This is a genomic window from Psychrobacter sp. UBA3480 (genome assembly GCF_002377945.1).
Classification (GTDB): domain Bacteria; phylum Pseudomonadota; class Gammaproteobacteria; order Pseudomonadales; family Moraxellaceae; genus Psychrobacter.
The window spans coordinates 14,361-35,388 of the sequence record NZ_DFQV01000024.1 but is presented as its reverse complement, the minus strand read 5'-3'; the positions used below and the strand labels follow the sequence as shown (position 1 = coordinate 35,388).

The 21,028-nt window shown below is 43.4% G+C and carries 20 protein-coding genes; 11 read left to right on the top strand and 9 right to left on the bottom strand.

Annotation, left to right across the window (positions count from 1 at the left end):
• From B2863_RS10755 to B2863_RS10740, 4 genes are all read left to right on the top strand, one after another.
• Positions 1-1,044, top strand: a 1,044-nt coding sequence (locus tag B2863_RS10755) for a 3-hydroxyacyl-CoA dehydrogenase NAD-binding domain-containing protein (protein ID WP_296210334.1), incomplete at its 5' end; no start/stop codon positions are given.
• Between the two features lie 230 nt (positions 1,045-1,274).
• The gene (fadA, locus tag B2863_RS10750) at positions 1,275-2,447 is read left to right on the top strand and encodes an acetyl-CoA C-acyltransferase FadA (RefSeq protein WP_057761795.1); all 1,173 of its coding nucleotides are present in this window, start codon (positions 1,275-1,277) and stop codon (positions 2,445-2,447) included.
• Positions 2,448-2,732: 285 nt separating this feature from the next.
• Positions 2,733-3,308: an isochorismatase family protein gene (locus tag B2863_RS10745; RefSeq protein ID WP_101205330.1), complete on the top strand. Its 576-nt coding sequence runs from the start codon at positions 2,733-2,735 to the stop codon at positions 3,306-3,308.
• Positions 3,309-3,546: 238 nt separating this feature from the next.
• Positions 3,547-4,176, top strand: coding sequence for an HD domain-containing protein (locus tag B2863_RS10740; protein WP_296210331.1), 630 nt, complete (start codon positions 3,547-3,549; stop codon positions 4,174-4,176).
• A 94-nt stretch (positions 4,177-4,270) separates the two neighbouring features.
• Here B2863_RS10740 and asd read toward each other — a convergent pair whose 3' ends face one another.
• A complete protein-coding gene (gene asd / locus B2863_RS10735; RefSeq protein WP_296210329.1) occupies positions 4,271-5,107 on the bottom strand; it encodes an archaetidylserine decarboxylase in 837 nt (278 codons plus the stop codon).
• 273 nt (positions 5,108-5,380) lie between these two features.
• On the opposite strand from asd, the gene dtd reads away from it, so the two are divergent.
• The 3 genes from dtd (at position 5,381) to phoR (ending at position 7,800) form a co-directional block, all read left to right on the top strand.
• Positions 5,381-5,833, top strand: a complete 453-nt coding sequence (gene dtd, locus B2863_RS10730; protein ID WP_296210326.1) for a D-aminoacyl-tRNA deacylase — start codon at positions 5,381-5,383, stop codon at positions 5,831-5,833.
• 112 nt (positions 5,834-5,945) lie between these two features.
• Complete coding sequence (phoB, locus tag B2863_RS10725; RefSeq protein WP_057761786.1) at positions 5,946-6,650, top strand: phosphate regulon transcriptional regulator PhoB; 705 nt, start codon at positions 5,946-5,948, stop codon at positions 6,648-6,650.
• A 58-nt stretch (positions 6,651-6,708) separates the two neighbouring features.
• Entirely contained in the window at positions 6,709-7,800 is a 1,092-nt protein-coding gene (gene phoR, locus B2863_RS10720) for a phosphate regulon sensor histidine kinase PhoR (RefSeq protein WP_296210323.1), read from the top strand.
• 107 nt (positions 7,801-7,907) lie between these two features.
• Here the strand turns inward: phoR and B2863_RS10715 are convergent, their stop codons facing one another.
• A complete protein-coding gene (locus B2863_RS10715; protein ID WP_296210321.1) occupies positions 7,908-8,498 on the bottom strand; it encodes a M23 family metallopeptidase in 591 nt (196 codons plus the stop codon).
• 197 nt (positions 8,499-8,695) lie between these two features.
• Here B2863_RS10715 and B2863_RS10710 point away from each other — a divergent pair, with 197 nt between their 5' ends.
• Positions 8,696-9,418: a putative quorum-sensing-regulated virulence factor gene (locus B2863_RS10710; protein WP_296210318.1), complete on the top strand. Its 723-nt coding sequence runs from the start codon at positions 8,696-8,698 to the stop codon at positions 9,416-9,418.
• A 48-nt stretch (positions 9,419-9,466) separates the two neighbouring features.
• On the opposite strand, the gene B2863_RS10705 is transcribed toward B2863_RS10710, so the two are convergent.
• A complete protein-coding gene (locus B2863_RS10705) occupies positions 9,467-10,432 on the bottom strand; it encodes an alpha/beta fold hydrolase (RefSeq protein ID WP_296210315.1) in 966 nt (321 codons plus the stop codon).
• A 303-nt stretch (positions 10,433-10,735) separates the two neighbouring features.
• On the opposite strand from B2863_RS10705, the gene B2863_RS10700 reads away from it, so the two are divergent.
• Complete coding sequence (locus B2863_RS10700) at positions 10,736-11,419, top strand: TIGR00730 family Rossman fold protein (RefSeq protein WP_296210313.1); 684 nt, start codon at positions 10,736-10,738, stop codon at positions 11,417-11,419.
• A 132-nt stretch (positions 11,420-11,551) separates the two neighbouring features.
• Here B2863_RS10700 and B2863_RS10695 read toward each other — a convergent pair whose 3' ends face one another.
• The gene (locus tag B2863_RS10695; RefSeq protein WP_296210311.1) at positions 11,552-13,171 is read right to left on the bottom strand and encodes an FAD-dependent oxidoreductase; all 1,620 of its coding nucleotides are present in this window, start codon (positions 13,169-13,171) and stop codon (positions 11,552-11,554) included.
• 557 nt (positions 13,172-13,728) lie between these two features.
• Here B2863_RS10695 and B2863_RS10690 point away from each other — a divergent pair.
• Positions 13,729-14,166, top strand: a complete 438-nt coding sequence (locus B2863_RS10690; protein WP_296210308.1) for a hypothetical protein — start codon at positions 13,729-13,731, stop codon at positions 14,164-14,166.
• Positions 14,167-14,320: 154 nt separating this feature from the next.
• Here B2863_RS10690 and B2863_RS10685 read toward each other — a convergent pair whose 3' ends face one another.
• Together B2863_RS10685 and B2863_RS10680 are read right to left on the bottom strand one after the other, a co-directional pair.
• Positions 14,321-15,412: a GNAT family N-acetyltransferase gene (locus tag B2863_RS10685; RefSeq protein ID WP_296210302.1), complete on the bottom strand. Its 1,092-nt coding sequence runs from the start codon at positions 15,410-15,412 to the stop codon at positions 14,321-14,323.
• A 231-nt stretch (positions 15,413-15,643) separates the two neighbouring features.
• Positions 15,644-16,243 (bottom strand): YceI family protein, encoded by a 600-nt coding sequence (locus B2863_RS10680; RefSeq protein ID WP_296210298.1) that lies wholly within the window; start codon positions 16,241-16,243, stop codon positions 15,644-15,646.
• 503 nt (positions 16,244-16,746) lie between these two features.
• Here B2863_RS10680 and B2863_RS10675 point away from each other — a divergent pair.
• A complete protein-coding gene (locus tag B2863_RS10675) occupies positions 16,747-17,025 on the top strand; it encodes a type B 50S ribosomal protein L31 (protein WP_057761772.1) in 279 nt (92 codons plus the stop codon).
• A gap of 111 nt (positions 17,026-17,136) precedes the next feature.
• On the opposite strand, the gene B2863_RS10670 is transcribed toward B2863_RS10675, so the two are convergent.
• The 3 genes from B2863_RS10670 to B2863_RS10660 form a co-directional block, all read right to left on the bottom strand.
• Positions 17,137-17,997, bottom strand: a complete 861-nt coding sequence (locus B2863_RS10670; RefSeq protein ID WP_296210295.1) for an SGNH/GDSL hydrolase family protein — start codon at positions 17,995-17,997, stop codon at positions 17,137-17,139.
• On the bottom strand, positions 17,991-19,388 hold the full coding sequence (locus B2863_RS10665; protein ID WP_296210292.1) for a nicotinate phosphoribosyltransferase: 1,398 nt from the start codon (positions 19,386-19,388) through the stop codon (positions 17,991-17,993). Before B2863_RS10665 ends, B2863_RS10670 begins: the two co-directional genes overlap by 7 nt.
• Before the next feature lie 198 nt (positions 19,389-19,586).
• Entirely contained in the window at positions 19,587-20,654 is a 1,068-nt protein-coding gene (locus B2863_RS10660; protein WP_296210290.1) for a bifunctional nicotinamide-nucleotide adenylyltransferase/Nudix hydroxylase, read from the bottom strand.
• Between the last annotated feature and the right edge of the window lie 374 nt (positions 20,655-21,028).

Below are 21,028 nucleotides of genomic sequence, written 5' to 3'. Positions count from 1 at the left end.
CCAGCAAAAATGGGTGAAACGTTGAGCCGTATCCGTCCTACTTTGAACTACGGTGATTTTGCTGAAACTGATATCGTAATCGAAGCCGTCGTAGAAAATCCAAACGTGAAGCGTGCGGTACTAAAAGAAGTAGAAGGTCTAGTAAAAGACGATTGTATCCTAGCGTCAAACACCTCGACTATCTCTATTACGTTCCTAGCAGAAGCGCTTGAGCGTCCAGAAAACTTCGTTGGTATGCATTTCTTCAACCCAGTACATCGTATGCCATTGGTAGAAGTTATCCGCGGTGAGAAATCATCTGAAGAAGCCATCGCGACTACCGTTGCACTCGCTTCTAAAATGGGTAAAGTGCCAGTAGTGGTTAACGATTGCCCAGGTTTCCTCGTAAACCGTGTATTGTTCCCATACTTTGGCGCGTTTGACTTGCTACTGAAGCAAGGTGCTGACTTTGCTCATGTCGATAAAGTGATGGAAAAATTCGGTTGGCCAATGGGCCCTGCTTATCTAATCGACGTGGTCGGTCTAGATACAGGTGTACATGGCGCAGCAGTGATGGCTGATGGCTTCCCTGATCGCATGAAGCCTGATTATAAAGGTGCTATCCAGCATCTATATGACAATGAGCGTTTAGGTCAGAAAAACGGTATCGGTTTCTATAAGTACGAAATGGACAAGCGCGGCAAGCCAAAGAAAGTTGCTGACGAAGCCACTTACGAGCTGCTAAAAGCCACGACCGATAGCGAAAAGCAAACGTTTGACGATCAAGCAATCATCGATCGCACTATGATTGCCTTCTGCAACGAAACCGTTCGCTGCCTAGAAGATAACATCGTAAGCACACCAAGCGAGGCCGACATGGCGATGATTATGGGCGTAGGTTTCCCTCCATTCCGTGGTGGCCCATGCCGTTATGTCGACCAAATGGGTCTAGATAACTACTTGGCACTATGTGAAAAATACGCACATCTTGGCAAAGCTTATGAAGCGCCACAAAAGATTCGCGACATGGCAGCCGCAGGCGAGACTTTTTACGCAACAGCGTAATAGTCAGTCATTACTAGGATAAGGTGCAGTACGTTTGCTATTTTGCATGAAAGCAATTGAGACATGAATCGTCTCCAATAGCGAACGTACGATTATAGTTGGTTCAGTTTAATGCTAGTACGAGTAAATCAAGCGCAAATGTACCTATTGTACTTTGAGCGAGATTGACGAGGTAATAGTCGTAAATTGGGCTGACTACACTGACAATAAAAATTGAAAAGGAATATGGTATGACAACTTTAAGTCCAAAAGATGTGGTCATCGTAGATGGCGTACGCTCGGCAATGGGCAAAACCAAAAACGGTATGTTCCGTCATGTACGTGCTGATAGCATGTCAGCGGAACTAGTACGTGCGCTAGTAGAACGTAATGACTTTGATACCAATGATATCGAAGACATTATCTGGGGTTGTGTCAACCAGACGCTAGAGCAAGGCTTGAACATCGGTCGTAACATCGGTTTGCTAGCTGGTATTCCAAAGACTGCTGGTGGCCAAACGGTTAACCGTCTGTGTGGTTCTTCTATGCAGGCGCTACATACTGCTGCTGCACAAATCATGACCAACCAAGGTGATGTATTCATCATCGGCGGTGTTGAGCACATGGGTCACGTAGGCATGATGCACGGTGTTGATTTGAACCCGGCTGCTTCTAAGCATTATGCAAAAGCGTCAAACATGATGGGCTTGACTGCTGAAATGCTAGGTCGTATGAACAACATCACGCGCGAAGAGCAAGACGCGTTTGGTCTTGAGTCACATCGCCGTGCATGGGCTGCAACCACTGAAGGTCGTTTTGACAATGAAATCATCGGTATCGAAGGTCATGATGCTGCTGGTCGTCTGCAGCTATGTACGGTTGATGAAGTGATTCGTCCAGACGCAACGATGGAGCAAATGCAAAAGCTACGCCCAGCGTTTGATCCAAAAGGTGGTACAGTAACAGCGGCAACCTCATCTGCATTATCTGACGGTGCGTCAGCGATGCTAGTCATGAGCGCACAAAAAGCCAAAGATTTAGGTCTAAAGCCACGTGCCCGTATCCGTAGTATGGCTGTGGCTGGTTGTGATGCAGCTATCATGGGTTATGGTCCTGTACCTGCGACCCAAAAAGCATTGAAGCGTGCTGGCATGAGCATCGATGACATGCAAACCATCGAGCTAAACGAAGCATTTGCTGCTCAAGGTCTATCAGTATTGAAAGGTCTGAACCTATCTGACAAGCAAGACATCGTTAACATCAACGGTGGTGCCATTGCTCTAGGTCATCCACTAGGATGTTCAGGTGCTCGTATCACAGTGACATTGCTAAACGCAATGGAGCAGTCAGATACTGAAATCGGTCTAGCGACGATGTGTATTGGTCTTGGCCAAGGTATCGCTACTATTATTGAGCGTGTTTAATCTTATTTATATAAACAAGATTATTTGAACACTCAATAAGTAGCTACTCGCTAACGAAAAACCTCTAGTCATAACGGCTAGAGGTTTTTTTATGGGTAAAATTAATAGTTGGCCAGTTAGTAAATCATAGAGTCGAAAAACACAGTATCACGGTGATTAAAAATTATCTCCATTGACGCATTCATGAAACTATGACTAAATAAGAGAAAGATGAACCATGGCACTGTTTATGATAATTCTAAAATAGTTTTTAGTTGCAACTGTCAGCCGTACAAGGAGTGTACTATGTCTACTATGATTAATGATCGCACCTATCGAATCGCTCGTGAGAATACCCAAGCGATGATTGTCGACGTGCAAGAGCGCTTAACCCCGCATATCTATGATCACGAAAATATCGTAAAAAAAACCGTTACATTGATTAAAGGGCTGCAAGCGCTCAATATTCCAATTATGCTCAATGAACAATATAAAAAAGGATTGGGCGATACCTTGCCAGAGCTGCGCGACGTACTCGAAGGAGACAATGCCAAGAGCTTTGAAAAGGTCACCTTTAGTGCCTGCGATAATAATGATTCATGGCACCATCTAGCGCAGCAGAACCGTAGTACTGTTCTGCTTTTTGGTGCTGAAGCTCATGTCTGTATCATGCAGACGGCACTAGATTTATTGGACAATGGTATGCAGCCTGTCATTATTGGGGATGCAGTGGGTTCTCGTTTTCCTTATGATAAGAAGCAAGCGATTCGCCGTATTCGCCGTGCAGGTGGGGTGATCAGTACTGTCGAATCAATCTTATTTGAACTGTGCCGTAGCAGCGAAGATCCTGCATTTAAAACAATCATTAATTTGATTAAGTAGGTGGTTAAGCTTTAGTTGCTTAAAGACTTGGATAAATAGAGTTTCAATTTAACCATTTATCTTCTGATTTATAATAGATAGCGCTTGGTAAAATAAGCGCTATTTTTTTGACAACTATAATAGTTTTTTAACCATTGCTATATATCAAACTAACTATAATACCTTGAGCAATGAAACTTAAAATCGCTAGAACTTATAAGCATTAAAACCAATAACTAGAGAAAACCAGAGAAAATCAATGTCGCAAGCCAGCTCTATATCACTCACTCATTCCGAATCTACTTCACATATCAACATCGATGATGTCACTCATTTCTTGTTGGAGTTAGATGCGCTCAAACGAGTGAATCGCCGCAGCTATGTGACACAGACCACTCGCAAAGAGAACTCTGCCGAACATTCTTGGCATTTAGCGATGGCCTGTTGGTCGATTGCTGAATTATTTGCGCTAGACGTCAATCACGAAAAATTGCTGAAGATGGCGTTAGTCCATGATTTAGGTGAGATTGATGCGGGCGATACTTTCTTGTATGCCGATACGCGTACTGATGCACACGTCGAAGAGCGCGCAGGCATTGCCAGATTGCAACGTGAGCGAGGCAATGGCATCGGTGATTTGAGTGAGGTTTGGGAAGCGCAGGAAACAGGAAGTAGCAAAGAGAGCCAGTTGCTCAGAGTGGTCGATCGCTTATTGCCGTTTTTACTCAATCTAAATACCGATGGTAAAACGTGGATTGAGCTTGGTGTCACGCGTTCGCAAGTGGCAGATGCGCATGCATTTATCAAAGACAGCTTCCCTCCTATCCATGATTGGCTCTCACATAATATTGCATACGCAACTCAGCAAGGTTGGCTGATTGACGCATAAATCTACATAAGTAGCAGGCATAAAAAAAGCCCAGTTAAGCATGATGATTCATGCTTAACTGGGCTGATATTTTGAGTGCTTTTATACAGGCGTGTTATTGAGCATTTGCCATTCCTAGCAATTGACCCATTTGCACGACGCCGTTGGCTTGCATACTATCTAGCCAGTCAGCCTTCGCTGCTTTTGGTAATACTACAATAGCCGTTGAGCCTAGATAGAAGCGTCCAAGCTCTTCGCCTGCAGCAAACTGCATATCGTGATCCGCTTCCTGTATATCATCCGTGCGGGTGATTTTGCCAGTGGCGACGGTTTCGATACCAGCGACAATCATAGCACCAACCATCACAACAGCTGCTTTGCCATACCTGGTATCAAACATACAGACCAGACGCTCATTACGCGCAAACAAGTCTGGCACGTTAGCCGCCGTAGTATTGTTGACCGAAAACAATGTGCCAGGTACATAGCGAGTCTTGGTCAATGTGCCAGTAAACGGCATATGCACACGGTGATAGTTGCTAGGTGCTAAGTAAATAGTCGCAAAACTGCCATCAGCGAAATAACTGCCATCTTCACTATCAGCAAGTAATTGGCCGACATCATAGTGACGACCTTTGGCTTGTAGCAGTTTGTGGTCTTCGATTTGTCCTAGCTGAGAGATAATACCGTCCGCAGGACTCACGATACCGTTTGCAGTAGCGTCGATGGTACGAGCGTCTTCTTTTAACTCGCGGGTAAAAAAGTCATTAAAACTCTCATAAGCGTTAAGGCTTTGGCGTTCGTACTCGTCTAAGCTGATATTATAAGCTTTGGCAAAGCTACGGATAAAGGTACGTTTGACATAAGGGTGGCGACTGGCGGCCAAACGTCCAGCGACTTTACTGAGCTTTTGCTGCGGCACAAGCTGTTGTAAGGTGGTAAATACATTCATAATAAGGCTACCAAAATAAGGTGTAATGTAATAGGGGCGCGTTGGAAATTCGACCATGGCACTGACAGTGGCTAAAATTGCGCCATACTACGTTGTAAATCTAGATAAGGCATGAGCATTATCTAGATTTACGCCTTGTCTGGAACAGTTTTAACGATCCGCAGCACCTATTTGTGAATATCAAACACGCCCTAATAATAGTTAAGTTAATGACGGTATTTTATCATGGACAGCATATTATTGTATGGCCATAATCTGTTAAGGAATTAGTAAATGAAAGCACTCATACAACGGGTGAAGCACGCTAGTGTGGTCGTCGATCAGCAGTGTATTGGCGAGATTGGGCATGGGGTATTGGCATATATTGGCTTAGGGCATGAAGACGATTTCGCCGCTGCCCAGCGTATGATTGACAAAATACTGACCTATCGCATTTTTGAAAATGACGATGATCCTGCAAAATTTGGTAAACTTGATAAAAACGTTCAGCAGGTTGCTGGTGGGCTATTATTGGTCTCGCAATTTACCTTGATGGCAAAAACAGACAAAGGGCGCCGACCAGACTTTGGTGGTGCGATGGCACCTGCTGCGGCGCAAGCATTATTTGAACAACTGGTCGATTATGCCAAAACTAAGCACCCGAACGTGGCAACTGGTCAGTTTGGTGCTGATATGCAAGTGTCGAGCGTCAATGATGGGCCGCTCAATTTTTTACTAGAAATCTGATTTTAGAGTGTCATCAAGCTGTCATAATTAATCCGTTTAATAGGTAGAGACTGGTGAGTATATATCGCCTTTTTACATGCTAGATTTTGTCCGCTAACACCGAGAATGTCCTATGTATAATGAGCAAATTTTGATTGTTGAAGATGAGCCTGCGATTCGTGAAATGGTTGTCATGACGCTAGAAATGGCTGGGTTTGATAGCTTGCAAGCGGCTGACGTATCAGAGGCGCATCAGCAAGTGGTCGATCATAGGCCGTCACTGATACTGTTAGACTGGATGTTGCCGGGTGACAAGAGCGGTGTGGATTTTTGTCGTATGCTAAAAAACGATGAGCTGCTCTCTGAAATACCAGTCATTATGCTAACGGCAAAAAGCGAAGAAGATAGTAAGGTGCATGGTCTAGATGCAGGGGCAGATGATTATATGACCAAGCCTTTTTCGACTCGTGAGCTGATTTCTAGAATCAAAGCCGTACTACGCCGCAGTAGCGCGATGAGTAGCGACAAACCTATCGAAATTGGACAGTTAAGTTTAGATACCAAAAGTCAGCGTGTGACAGCTGCAGGTAAAATCGTTGATGTTGGGCCCACAGAATATCGCCTATTGGCATTTTTTATGAGTCACCCTGAGCGCGCCTATACACGAACGCAGCTACTCGATCAGGTATGGGGCGGCAATGTATATATCGAAGATCGAACCATCGATGTGCATATCAAACGTCTACGTAAATTACTGCGACCTTATGACTGTGATACATTGATACAGACGGTACGTGGGACAGGCTACCGATTTTCTAGCCTGATTGAGCCAAGTTAATCTTGTACAAATAATGCCGCAGCGATATAAAGGCCGCGCATAGTGGTAAGGATAAAAAATGGACAAGATAGCGCCAGCACAAAGTGAGCAATCAGCTCTATTAGAGCAAATATCTACTCAAAGCACAGCAGAGCAACTCAAAAAAATCGGCAGTGCACTACGAGCCCTGCGCGATGCAGTGATTTTGCTCAACAACAATGACGGTCTAGAATGGTGGAATCAGGCGGCACAAGACTTATTGCTGCTACAGCCAGAGGATAAAGGTCAGAACATCTTTGACTTTATTACTGTACCTGAGTTCCGCCAGTACTATGAAGGTACAACGATACCTAACGATGGCGTCCATATAGAATCATGGCGAGATCCTAGTCGCTACTTAAAGTGTGAATTGACCCCTTTCGGTGATGAAAAACTGCTGTTTGTATATGATGTGACCCGCTTGCGGCACTTAGAGCAAATGCGTCAAGATTTTGTGGCGAATGTCTCGCATGAGCTTAGAACACCACTAACTGTGATGATGGGCTACCTAGAGAATTTCTCCGATCAGCCAGATATGCCGCCGCAATGGCGTCGCGGTTTTGAGCTGATGACGCAGCAAACGGCCCGTATGAACAGAATCGTGAACGACTTACTGCTACTGTCTAAGATTGAAATCGAAGAGTCACATGAGCTGCATTACATAGATATGACTAAGCTACTAACCAATATCTACGACGATGCCCAAGCGTACAACCAAGCGTACAAACATATCGTTCATTTGCATATAGATACGTACGATGGGCTGTACGGGTCAGAGATGTACTTGAATAGTGCGCTATCCAATCTAGTAATCAATGCAATCAAATATACGCCAAAGGGTGGCAATATCACTATCAGCTGGACAAGAACGTCTGATGGCTGCCGTTTCGCGGTCGAAGATGATGGGATTGGTATTGCGTCAGAGCATATCGCCCGTTTGACAGAACGTTTCTATCGTATCGACAAAGGTCGCAGCCGTGCAACAGGTGGTACGGGATTGGGATTAGCGATTGTAAAACACGTATTGCACCAGCACGAAGCGCAACTGCAAATCGATTCAGTAGAAGGGGAAGGATCGACATTTAGTGTGGTATTTCCCTCAAACTACGTCAGATCCGTCACAGCCAATTAATATGATTTCTGGTCTGTATTAGCGTTCGTTTCTCGGCTTAAGTTTTTTGATTAATCTAAACCTATCATTATTTCAAATTAGGTTAACGATATACTTTTCTGTATTCGTTAATCCTTTTGCAAAAGCGGATAAGGGTTGACCGCACTGCCATTAATATAGATACCATAATGTACGTGTGTTGGTGTCCCTTTTGCATTACCGCTATCGCCCACATAACCTATCACATCGCCCTGATTGACCCAGTCATTGGGAGAGATGTCAGCATAGTCTTCTAGATGAGCGTAGTAATGTCCTGCGCCACCCGGCCCTACCACCACGACCACGCGCCCACCCAATGTGTTTTCACCAACCTTGCTTACTATGCCTTGCGTGGTCGACTGCACGGGAGTATTACGCGGCGCAAAGATATCGATACCTTCGTGGGAGCGGCCTTGACTACGTGCAGCGCCCCAAGTGTCTGTCAGGTTTCGTTCTGGTAGTGGACTGGGTAAGCTGTTTTCGGTCGGTAGTTCTTGTTGCAATAGACTCAATTGCTGCCATTTGGCAACCACAAATGATTGCGTTTGTTGACTAATACTGGGTAGCAGTTTATCAAAGACAAATAACAGTGCTAGTAATACGATAGCCTTAATTAGTAGGCTTATTAAACGACTAAAAAAAGAAAGTCTGGGAGGCTGGTTGTTTCCATCTGCTAGCATTGATGTCTCATATATATTTTATGCCATTTGAGATTTTATTATAAAAGCTTCGTCTGATAACGTATGTATCGCATTGTTATCTATCGTTTTTACCCCAATAGATATCCTTATGGTTAAGGAAATAAACAGCAAATATAGTTTTATCTACTTAACATTTCTGCTGAGCATAGACAGTTGCTACTGATGGTTAATATTTTATGAATGATGCTTTTAATCCTGCTGATATCTCTACCATGCGCGAAACGGCGTTGGTTATCGATACCGAAACAGATCAGGGCAGTGATCCCAGACCTATCCAAGTTGCTACTATCAATGTAGCAACTGGTTTTGAGTGGATGAAATACTTTAATAGTGGTCGATCTATTTCACCTATTGTCATAAAGGTGCATGGTATTACCGATGATGATGTGGCTGGTCTTGAGCGCTTTGAGTTGGAGCAGTTTGAATTACCAGAGTACTTGATTGGTCATAACGTACGTTTTGATTGGCGAGTGATTGGCAGTCCTTCTGCTAAGCTGATTTGTACGGTGAGACTTGCGCGGGCAGCTTTTCCAGAATGGCGTGCTTACGGTCAGTCTAAGTGTATCGAGCAGCTGTTGGGCAAGGGTGAGGCGAGTGCAATGACGATTGCCGCTCATGATGCGCTTGGCGATGCTCGGATGTGCTATCTGCTGTATCAAGCATGCTGCGAGCGTCTAGAAATTGCGCCGACAAATTTTGCAGCGGCACATGCTATCTCCAATAAGGCGACTCCTGTGAACAAGATGCCGTTTGGTAAGCATAAAGGCAAGCCGATCAAGGATGTGCCTATCAGCTATGTTAAATGGATGATAGGCAATATTCATAATATGCAGCCTTCGCTGTATTCGGCACTGACTAAACGCTTAAAACTAGAAGACGCAGAAAACGCAGAAAAGTAATCTGAGTTGTTACGTAGCTAATATATAAGGGGCTACATGAAAATAAGCTTATGGCTGTTCGTGCAACCATGTCACCGCCATCTGCCATAGCTGCGGCGCTTTGATATTGGTCTTACTGCTAAAATAGCGCATATGACCGATATGATTTAGACCAAAATACTCAGGGTCCAAGAATCGCTTTTCTACGGGCATTTTTGTAAATACCCTTATCATATCGTCCATATTTTCACTGTTGGCGATATCATCATCGCTAAAGCCAAGCCATAGTGCTGGCATGCTGAGCTCATCGTAGAAATGCGTGTGTATGCTTTTGCCAAATGCGGTTTTGATATAGCCCGCGCCATTACACCATTCACGCCATTGACGAGCCACGCCGCGTGGCAGTGGCTCACCCATACCGATTTTATCTGACGGCGTATAGCCTAGTGTTAAGTTAGCAAATGGAATAAACGCATCCATAAAGCCCATGGCTTTAAGCTTATAGGGCATGCCCATATTTTTGATACGCCCTGACGAGCAAGCGACATTGAACACTGAGCCAATCGCCTGATAGTTGGGCATCAAGCCGATGAGCTGACCCCCTGCGCTATGACCGATAAGATGATAAGAGGCATCAGGAAACTCATCTTGTAAGGCATCAAGTACAGCTGGCATGTCATGGCGACCCCAACTGATCAAGGAAGCGCTACATTTTGCCAGATCGGTCGATAGTGACTCACCGATTCCTTCATTATCAAAGGTCAGCACCCCAAAGCCGCTTTCTGCTAGGTAGGTCGCAAAATTATGATAAAAGTGACGCTTAATACCTGTGGCTGGTGCCATCATGACGGATTTTTTTGTCACATCTTTAGGGCGGTAGACAGTGGCTGCCAATGCTTGGTTGCGATCGGTCATGATACTTAATGAGTAAGTATCAATATTGCTCGCATCATTCATATTACTTTTATTAGTGAGATTGCTATTAACCACAGAGCTTGATGGCTCGGCAGTGGGAGAGGCGTTATGATTATCCATGGGTATACCTTAGTATTTTTATTAGTAGATAATGAATATAAAGCTATGATGAACAATAAATGCGCATCTTGAAAGTGTAGTCGTTGCGTAGTGATAAATCGTTGTGACTATGTGGTAGCATTGCTTATGTTAAGATAAATGCTGGCAAGACAGTTGCTCAAATATGACTTCCAAGTTTCGTATGGCTTGGTTGAGTTTGTCTTATGAATCATGTGCATGACAATATAAATGACAGGTGTCGGTATGCAGCCTTCACTAATAACAAGCACTCAATAAAAACTGACAGGTAATTAAGGAAGCTATATGCAAATGAAAATTAACGATGATACTTATGACGTAATCACAAGCAAAGACATTACAAATATTGAAAAAGCAGTCGACAAGTCTACCTTGTCCATGCCGCTCGTGGCTGTGTATTGCGGTTCACGCTTGGGCAACGGTGACGTATATGAACAGGCAGCACGCGAGCTTGGTAGTGCCTTGGCAAACAATGGCATGGGGCTAGTATATGGTGGCGCTAGTATCGGTCTGATGGGCGCGGTTGCAGATGAAGTAATTAATGGCGGCGCGCAAGCAGTGGGCGTGATTCCAACCTTTATGCTCAAGCACGAAATCGCTCATGAGCAGCTGACTCGCTTGCATTTGACTGACACTATGCACACGCGTAAGACCGTCATGGCAGAGTATGCCGATGCCTTTATCACGCTACCAGGCGGGCTAGGAACATTAGAAGAAATCATGGAAATTGCTACGTGGCGTCAATTGTACCAGCACGAAAAACCAATGATTATTCTGAATATTAATGGTTTTTATGACCGTATGATTGAGCATTTGAAATATACCACTGAGCAAGGCTTTATGAAGCAGGAAGATTTAGATCGTCTAGTGGTGTGCAATACCATCAGCGAAGCGATCGATATGCTACAGACAGTAGTGACCATAGATGATGCTGTGGATACGGAGAAAATGGCTGGTAGTAATAGTTAAGTCGTATAGCTATTCATACACAGCAAATGCTTAAATATTAAAAGCTATTGCAACAAAAGGAGCAGACAACCAAATCTCGGTTATCTGCTCCTTTATTATATGTATTAATAACCTATCAGCGAATCATGTCTATTAGGCATCAGCAGGCGTGAGATCGTCCAATGCTACTTCACGAATACTATGATTGACATGAGCCATCGCGATTGGGAATCCCCGCTGCTTAGCGAGCTCACGTGCAACCTCATCGACAGCGAGGCTATCGTTATGGACAAGGTACGACCATTCATGGGCATAGCGACTACGATTCAGAGGTGTATCGTTCTCTATCAAACCTAGATCTGTCAGCTCATTAACGATTTGATCAGCGGCAATCAAGGTCGAAGATGCTTTGACGTTTTCTGCACGGGCATAGCGTATATTGGAGTATAAACTCACATCAGCGACTCGCAGCGTATCATCTTGTCCAGGAATCTGCTGCCCACCGTATAGCGCGTTACCAACAGTACGTGCGCTGTTAAATGTCGGTACAAACTCCGCCACATATTCAATCGCTTGCTGACTACGTGCCTGTAGGGGCGCTTTATCCCAACCGTCTTCAATATAGTGCACATATTGCTGTGGTAGTTTGGGCTGTGCACTGTCTTCACTCGATGCGACAAGACCATCATCAAACAAGGTAATGGCTTTACTCATACCGTGAATCTGAAAATATCCACCAGGGTAGGGAGTAAGCTGCGCCATGCCTTCTGGCGTACCTCGTTGACCATAAACGATAATCTCTGGTATCTGTCCACCAGCATCGCCCCAATGGGTCACATAAGACGATTTGAACTCAACCATACGCGTGACTTCGACACCAACCATATCGTCAATAACACCTGTACGGAAACCGCAAGCATTGACTAGGTAATCAACTTCGATAGACTCAGGCTGAGAGGCGTGTTCTTGACTATGGATCTGTTGATAGTCGATACGCCATTTGGTGACATGATGGTCAGCGTTGGTACAATTTTCACAATCTACCGGCACGACTTTTTGCACAGCAGTTTCAGTAAATACATGCGCATTGTCGTATTCTTCGAGCGCAAGCTTAGCAGAAGCGGCTAAACGAAAAATATTCCAGCCATATTCTTGAACGACAATTAACGGAAATTTAACTTTGTTCAAATCCAAGTATCTAGCGACTGGAATCATCCACTCATCAACCGTACTTGGCACAGCGACTTGCTCACGTTCAGACAACTCAATCAATCGCTCATGGCTATAAAGCTGATAATAATCTTCAGGCTCGCCCAATACTTTATTATTAACATCTTGGTCGATCAGTTCTTGATAAGCATCAGTCAAAATATCTAAACGCGGTAGTAAGTCTTCAGGTAATCCTTCGTCACGTGTCGGTACGGCAAACACCGTAGGACGAACGTCAATAGTATGCGGATACAAACGCAAAATATCGATACATTGCTTAAGCAGCGCTACGCAATCCTCGTCCGGTATTTCACGGTACAAGTTACCACCTGCATGCAAATGACACATAGGTGGTCCATCAATGAGTGATTTTTTCTTTTCAAACAAATAGGTCTCTAACCCTAATGCAGCAAGTCGAATCGCAATCGTCGATCCCGCAGTACCGCCGCCCAAAATGCCAACACGCTTTTTAGGTTGAATGTTTTTTGCCCCGTAAGATAACACCTCAGAATGAGCGTCACGATTAAAGGATTGAGCGTAGTTTTTATCAAAAGACTGAGTCATTGTCGTCGTTGTATCCTTAATAGCATCTGTATTAGGCCGTGCTCGGTATATTTATTCAATGTTCTATATTTCTTGATATGCGTGCGAAAGTAATTAAGTTCAACACACAAATCTGAACTTCAATAGTCATCTTTTCTATTGTTTAGCCGTTCTTCATCTCTATAGGTTTATTTTACGAAGAACTACAGACAATATGATGGGAAATACGTAAGAAGATGCATGAGTTTTGTCAACGAGTCGCTATATGTGTGAAGTTTTTCAGACAAACGAGCCTGTCTAAAAATAGAGTAAACGAGAGAAGTGGCAAACCTGTGAAATAGAAAATAAGCTCGTTTTATTGTTTTGTAAAATTCGACCACTTTTGTAAGCGTGTATATTGATTATCAAGATAATATAAAACCGTATGCTATATTTATTTTGCTTAACAAGAAGCGTAGGTTCTGTTTTGATGACTATTCAAAATTACAAATATCAGAATTAACAAAAGGGACAGTCGATAAAGTAAACCACCACAAGCTTATCGCTATAAAAAATACGACTAAAATTACAAGGAAGTTATGATGAAAAATATATTGATGTTATCGGCACTAACAGGTGTGTTGGCACTATCTGGGTGTACCACTCTAAAAAACGTAGTCGGTAATGATATGTCAGGTACGCATGAAGTACAGGCAACGAGCAATAATACAGCACTAGTCACTAGCAAGAATGGGGTGTTGGTGGATGCTACTAACCATATGACGTTATATACGTTTGATAAAGACTCTATGAATAAGTCAGATTGCGGTGCAGCCTGCCAAGTTGTGTGGCCAATTTTCAAAGCGCCTAGCGATGCTAAAGCTTCAGGTCAGTTCGCTGCATTCAAGCGTGAAGATGGCAAATATCAGTGGGCAATGAACGGTAAGCCTTTATACTTCTATGCTAACGATACAAAAGTTGGTGACAAAGACGGTGATGATAAACTTGGCGTTTGGCACGTTATCCCAAGTAAGTAGTATGCATTAGATATAGACTGACTCGAAAACGTTAAGATAAAAAAGCAGCCTGTCCTCAATTATAGAGGCAGGCTGCTTTTTATTTGCTTGGGGTTACTCTTTACTATATTAACAGCAGCGCTCATATATTCTCTAGTATTAGATGTAATCTGTACTATGTCATCTTTGCTAAAGGCTCAATCTGAATAGTCTCTAGCACTTCTTCTTTGCTAGGCTCTTTTCGATATAAAGGAAAAAAGTCTGAAAGCAGATCACTTTCCGTGAACCAGATATCAGCTACTAACTCTGTATATTTCACTGCATTAACAACGAGTCTATAAGTCTTAAATAGTAACTCTTGCGAGCTAAAGCCTTTCTTATACTCATATAAAGAATCTAAATTGGAGCCAACGCCGCCACCAAGATGTAGCACTTCATAACGGTTCTCTCGTCCCCAATTGCGAGCGACATGAGTGATAAGTTTAGAAGGTTGTAGATGTGTATAAGCGTTCAGCGTGCCGCCAAGATGAAACTGCATAATGCCAGACTCTTGGCAGAGCGTATATATAGAAGACCCAATTGGTTTGTCGTCTTGATAGGCAGTTATCAACAGTATTTTTTCTTGAAGGTTTTCAAGTAAATTAAAAAAATAATCATCATCAAAGAAGTAATAATCACTAGCCTTGACGTGTCGCATTGTCTCTTTATAAATGTCTGAAAACACCATCGCGTTTTGCCTAGTCAAGAATTCTGTTTTCGTCACGACATCCATTTTTATGGCTTTTTTGATACCGCGGCGATGTCGATTTTGTGTTTCGCTCCAATGCTCTTCTTCTGACTTACTCAAATCAGACATCAAGGTCAGCCCGTGAGTCAGTGCTTTGCCAACTGTAGGTATCCATTCTTTATTAATAATCGGGTGTAACCGCATAAATAAAGACACGCAGCCTCTCTCGCAAAGAAAAGCTCTTATCTCATCTAGTACGACGTCTAACTCGGCATCAGTGAGGGTTTTGTCCATCAACGGGCCACCGTAGCCATAAGTGGAAGTAGCATCCCAGTGCTCTGAGTCAATGTCTCTAATTATAATGGGTAACAATACTTCTTTATTTTTATAATGAGCGATGATGCCTTGAGGTTTGCCCTTGTCGATAACAGCTGAGGCCGCAATCCAACCAGATAAGTGGTATATATCAAAATGATGACTTGATACCTTCTTATCCCACTCAGCATCTATCGCTATGTAATCAACTTGTACTGTATCCACGTTGCTACTCCCTCAGTGTTGCGTTATATATTCGTAAATCCGTATATATGAATATAACAACAAAGTATGAAGCCTTCAAGTATATAAAAACCTTTTATGTAAAATAATGAATATATATGATTAGAGCGTAGAAGAGACTATAGGAAATAAAAAAGCAGCCTGCCTCTATAAACGAGGGTAGGCTGCTTTCTTGTTTTTGTTGGAGGCTGTTAGAGAGCTACAAGCTTACAGTTATTTCTTTTCTACTAGCTCGCCATCGATTTGGATAGGGACGTTGGTAGTGATACCGTCAGCGTAAGCAGTCATACCATAAGCGGCGCGATCAAGTGTACCAGTGGCACGGAAACCAACGACTGGCTCTTTGGTAAGAGGGCTATTAGCGATTTTGTTCAATGTAACATCTAAGGTTAGTGGTTTGGTTTGACCAAGCAAAGTAAAGTCACCCGTTACTTTAGCCTGCTGAGGATTGATGAATTTGACCTGAGTAGATTTGAAAGTCATGGTTGGATATTTTGCAACATTAAAAAACTCATCCGTTTTTAAATGCTTGTCACGAGCATCCCAATTGGTATCGATACTGTCAGTCGCAATGGTAAAGTTCATGCTGGTTTTATCGGGTGCTTTGATATCATAATTCACCATACCTTTGACATCATTGAAGTGACCCATGGTGGTTGAAAACCCTAAATGACTGACAGAAAATCCAACGCGAGTATGTGAGTCGTCTAATTCCCACTGAGTTGGTAGTGCAGCGCTTGCTATGGTAGTAACTGCTAACGCTGAGCCAATAAATAGTGCTTTGGTGGCCGTGCTTATTTTAGTATTTATCATTAAATGGTCCTTATTTAATCTAATTAAGTTATGGGTGATTGAGAAGTAAATGAGTTGGTAAAAGTTATGGTAAGAGTGAGTATGTGTAGCGTAGTTTTACCCTTTAAGTATACTATATATGATTAAAAGCTAAGGTTATATTTAGTTAGATTAGCTACAACTATTAATATAATTGATTAATTTAGCTAACTTTATTACTGTACTAAAATCAATCGCCTATCTCAACTCTCTCAACCTTATAGTGACAAGTTATCACATATCTCTATCACAACTGCTCCTTGCGTCTTGCATCAAAAACCGTTAAAATCGCGGTTTAATTTTCCCGCTGGGGAAAGGCTAAGCGAACAGAAGGGTGGTGTTGGGTGCTGGAATAAGCCAGTGACGCAGTTGCCATACTTGTAATGTCCTTAGTGCCTCAGTTACGTATGTCATTATTTGTTTGATACATCATCGATGATGCTGTATTTAGACGTCGTACATACATCGGACCTAGAGAGTATATTATGCGTAAAGATATCCACCCTAATTACCAAGAAGTTTTATTCCACGACACTAACGCTGACGTGTTCTTTTTGACTCGCTCAACTGCTAAGACTAAAGCGACTCGTGAATACGAAGGTAAAGAATACCCATACTACCCACTTGACATCTCAAGTGCGTCGCATCCATTCTATACTGGTGAGCAACGTAAAACTTCTACTGAAGGTCGTGTTGCAAGCTTCAACAAACGCTTTGGCGCATTTGGCGGCCGTAGCAAGAAAGCTGCAGACGCTGCTGAATAATTTGCACTTATGGTGTAAATATATTTTGCTAAGCAATAAAAAACCGCTGATTATTCAGCGGTTTTTTTTGGTTTAATTTTTTATAATCTAAATAATAATCTATCCAGCTTTTTAGCGCTCAAACTCAGTAGTAGATAAGTCTAATATCTGAATAGAATCTAGTAACTGAATAATGGTTTCTACGATTTGCTGCGCCCAATAGCCGTACATCAGACTGCTAGGATGAAATCCATCACTGGCAAACATCACATTGATATCGATAGCCGAGCCATTTGCATGCTCTTCTAGCATCCGTGTAAAATTGGTTGCCATATACGTAACACCCGCATGAGCCGCACAGACCTGCTGTAATATCCCATCAAGTACCGATGCTTTTGCACCTACAAAGTTGTTGAGCGGAGCAGGGATTGCAGGCATTTGCGCCATCGGCGGCAAACTTAAAAAAACCAGTTCTCGTACGCCAAATTTGCGCTGCGCAATATTGATGATATCTTCAACTTGCTGTTGCCATTTGTGCACAGAGACATTGGAAGTCGTATCATTGACCCCTACGCTTAGCAACATCACATCAATAGGCTGTTCAGGAGCCGGTAGGACATATAACCTGCGTAGAATATCAAAGCTAGTGTGACCTGTTGTCGCTTGCAATGACCAATTGAGTCGAGCAAAGTTTGCTTGGATAGTTTCGTTTTGCTCCAGTATCGGGATGAGCTTACCGACCAACGCTTCTTGCTGCGTTTGACTACCCACACCTGCTGCTGCTGAATCACCGACGACCATAAGGTTAAATGTCTTAGCATTTTGCGCTGATATCTCATTATTCGATTGAGGCAGGTCAATCATGCCATGCCTTTCGCCATGTGGTTCAGGCAAGCGAACCGTATCACGCTTGATTTTGCGACCTTGATAGAGGTAGACAGGGGCAAGTAAGACGTCTCTTGCGACCGATGTCAGCTTATTAGTGTCTACCATCCTGCACGTTCCCTAATAGTCGTAAGACTGTCTTCAATTAACAATTTACCATCGACGTAGACATCACGTAATAGATCGTCAGTTGGGTCGCTCATCTCATTTTCTTTTATGGTTGTTAACTGGCCGCTGTCGGCTTTTACCAGTGCCAATCGTCCTTTTTTCGAGCGTTTTGAGCGGCTGGTGACAGGGTCTTTATAAATATCTTTCCATGCGCCATCGATACAGATAGCGCTAGATTTCATCGCCCAACTCATGGTGTCGCGGTTGACTTGCTGCAATAGACCACCGCCCATACCAAACGTCACATTTTCTATGCTAAAACCCGCTTTGATTACCACATCAATAATTTTGCTTAAGCTTTGCGAGCTGATGCCATCACCTTGGATGATGCGTACGTAGTCGGGCAGCACTTTATAGCCTTTGCTGTTTACAGTCGTACCGAACTTCACCGCCAAGCGCTCTAACGCTTCACGGACGACTTTGGTAGGCTCGCCACTATCTGGACGAATAACCAAAGTGCCGCCCATATTTTTGACTTCGTCTTTTAAGGCATCGCCCCAGATATTGTCGATGGCATTCCATAAATCATAACTATCTGAAACGACCGAAAAGGCTTTGTCTTCACCGCCAAACTGCTCAATCATATTATGAAAAGCAGCAGTCTCGCCATCACGTCCCCAAGCTGTCATCGTACTGTGCTCAGCCGCTGGAATAGAGAATGCCGGCATATCATCACCCATCTGATACCAGCGACTAGCAGCTATAAGCGCTGTCATCGAGTCAGTACCAGCAAAGTTGACCAAATGCGCTAAGCTACCCAGTGCAACCGTTTCTTGGCTCGATGCCCCGCGCGCGCCAAAGTCATGCAAGCGAAAAGGCAGGGACTCTGTATTGTCCGCTGATTTCTCTAACGCTTGACGGATAATGTCTTTGCAATAGTGAGAAACACTCGCGACCGTGGATGGGTACCAAATCGCACGCAATAGCGCTGTTTCGATATAGCTGGGTAGCCAGTAAAACTCAGGATCGGTGTTGATCACTTGGCAGACTACATTGGACACGGGCACGATGCTGCCTTCGGGTACGGCTTGGATGCGCAATGGCAAGTAGCCGTCGTGTTTTTCGATCAAATGTTCCCAGCCAGCACGATTGAAGGTTAGGCCATGCGCTTGAATGACCTTTTCGGCTTCATCAATATCTTGATGAGTGATAGGCGTACTTAAGTACTCTTTGATAAAGGCTTGTAGACCAAAGAACACCACATCGTAATCGCCTTTGCGCGCCTCAATGTAGCTTGATAGATACTCACTTCCGCTCGGGTATTGCACCCAATGTGAAGTCTTATAGCTGTCACTATTTAAGATTAAATTGTTTAAATTACTGGTATACATCACAGAGCTCCTCTGCTTTGAAATGCCGCAGCTGCTTTAATGAAAAAGCAGTGGCGGCGGTTGATTGCCGTCTATCGGCGTTGATATCAAGTTATTAGTGCGATATTTAGTGATAACTGTTTTGGTAATAATTTGCTCAAGTAGCTATTAGAAAAAGACTACTAAAGAAAGCTACTAGAAAAAGCGATTAGCAGCGAACTATAAGCCAACCATTTTAGTAATAATTGCATAGTGATCTTCAAACATCATTTTGGCATCGAGCTCAGCCAATGGTAACCAAAATGCTTTGGTCGCATCATCGCCGCCTTTTACTTTTGGCAAACCTTTCGGATCGTTTTTGAGCTGAAAATAAAACGCTTGAGTAATGGTGCGACCACGCGCTGAGCGATATGGATCGTCAAAGGTATGTTGGCTATGGCAAGAGCCGCGCAGTACTGGCTCAGGCACTTTGAGGCGAGTTTCTTCACGCAGCTCACGGATACAAGCATCAAACAATGTCTCTTTTGGATTCAAAAATCCACCAGGTAGCGCCCACAGTCCACGTCCTGGCATACTGCGGCGCTCAACCAGTAGGATATGGCCCGACTGTACAATCAATGCATCGGCAGTCATAAAAGTAGGTGGGTATGGGGCTGATTCCCATTGTCTTTTATATTTATCAATAAAGTCTGCTTCTTCATGCAATTGATGATAGTTTTCAGTTTGTTTGAATGCATCGAGGACGTTGCGCGTCGACTCAGGCGTACGCTCAGGTGTTGGCGTAGCACCCATCAGATAGCTGTCGCGAATAGGCGTGGCTGATAAATTATGATAATTGGGCACTGATACAGAGTCCCAGTTGGGGAACAATGACAGATAGTACGATGAGCTGTCTTTTGAATGACCAATCAAGCCAATGTCCGTCTGCAAGTCGCCAGTGACAGATTTCACGCCTGCCTGCACATACTGTAGCCAGCGAGTGTCATTGTAGAGTGCGTCATCTAAGCCAACGCAATGGATACGAGCGGCTTCTTCTTCAGAGTAGGCGCCTTTAATCATTGCGGCACGCTCAGCGACGCTAAATGGATTGCGTAAGCTACGTGGCAAGTTGGCTGAGCCGATCAGCATAATCACTTCATCTGAGCGTTTTAATGCCTCATCGATGACGGCTTTGTGACCAGCATGAAACGGCTGAAAGCGTCCGATAAAGACTAGATAACGATAGTGTTTACTGCTTTTCTGATCTAGGTTCTGCTTATCTGACTGTTGCTCTGATAATTCACTCATAGACGCCAACTTCCTACGACTTATTTTTATTGATTAAAAATTAATGACGCTAATACTGACACAGCCTATGACTTTCTGACAAGTATAAAGATGTTTTGTTGAATCTGTTAGCTAGGTTGTATGTAGATAGATGAGTGTATTTCCTATAAGGAACAGGGTAGTAAATAAAATGATCATGACAGTATATATTGAGAAGTAGTACTTAAAAGCATTTGCTTCTTTGGGCGTTAGGTCGCTTTTATGATCCGCATAAAAAATTATGTGATATGAGGGATTATAAAACAGGACGAGTACATAGGGCGCTTTGTCGTAACGATTCATTATTTGCTTGGTCATAGTAAAGTAGTACTGATAGACAATTGCCATAGCAATAG

Bases quoted from the DNA above. Each gene is read 5' to 3' on its own strand.
- fadA (WP_057761795.1), top strand. From the start codon at position 1,275: ATGACAACTTTAAGTCCAAAAGATGTGGTCATCGTAGATGGCGTACGC.
- B2863_RS10745 (WP_101205330.1), top strand. From the start codon at position 2,733: ATGTCTACTATGATTAATGATCGCACCTATCGAATCGCTCGTGAGAAT.
- B2863_RS10740 (WP_296210331.1), top strand. From the start codon at position 3,547: ATGTCGCAAGCCAGCTCTATATCACTCACTCATTCCGAATCTACTTCA.
- asd (WP_296210329.1), bottom strand. From the start codon at position 5,107: ATGAATGTATTTACCACCTTACAACAGCTTGTGCCGCAGCAAAAGCTC.
- dtd (WP_296210326.1), top strand. From the start codon at position 5,381: ATGAAAGCACTCATACAACGGGTGAAGCACGCTAGTGTGGTCGTCGAT.
- phoB (WP_057761786.1), top strand. From the start codon at position 5,946: ATGTATAATGAGCAAATTTTGATTGTTGAAGATGAGCCTGCGATTCGT.
- phoR (WP_296210323.1), top strand. From the start codon at position 6,709: ATGGACAAGATAGCGCCAGCACAAAGTGAGCAATCAGCTCTATTAGAG.
- B2863_RS10715 (WP_296210321.1), bottom strand. From the start codon at position 8,498: ATGCTAGCAGATGGAAACAACCAGCCTCCCAGACTTTCTTTTTTTAGT.
- B2863_RS10710 (WP_296210318.1), top strand. From the start codon at position 8,696: ATGAATGATGCTTTTAATCCTGCTGATATCTCTACCATGCGCGAAACG.
- B2863_RS10705 (WP_296210315.1), bottom strand. From the start codon at position 10,432: ATGGATAATCATAACGCCTCTCCCACTGCCGAGCCATCAAGCTCTGTG.
- B2863_RS10700 (WP_296210313.1), top strand. From the start codon at position 10,736: ATGCAAATGAAAATTAACGATGATACTTATGACGTAATCACAAGCAAA.
- B2863_RS10695 (WP_296210311.1), bottom strand. From the start codon at position 13,171: ATGACTCAGTCTTTTGATAAAAACTACGCTCAATCCTTTAATCGTGAC.
- B2863_RS10690 (WP_296210308.1), top strand. From the start codon at position 13,729: ATGATGAAAAATATATTGATGTTATCGGCACTAACAGGTGTGTTGGCA.
- B2863_RS10680 (WP_296210298.1), bottom strand. From the start codon at position 16,243: ATGATAAATACTAAAATAAGCACGGCCACCAAAGCACTATTTATTGGC.
- B2863_RS10675 (WP_057761772.1), top strand. From the start codon at position 16,747: ATGCGTAAAGATATCCACCCTAATTACCAAGAAGTTTTATTCCACGAC.
- B2863_RS10670 (WP_296210295.1), bottom strand. From the start codon at position 17,997: ATGGTAGACACTAATAAGCTGACATCGGTCGCAAGAGACGTCTTACTT.
- B2863_RS10665 (WP_296210292.1), bottom strand. From the start codon at position 19,388: ATGTATACCAGTAATTTAAACAATTTAATCTTAAATAGTGACAGCTAT.
- B2863_RS10660 (WP_296210290.1), bottom strand. From the start codon at position 20,654: ATGAGTGAATTATCAGAGCAACAGTCAGATAAGCAGAACCTAGATCAG.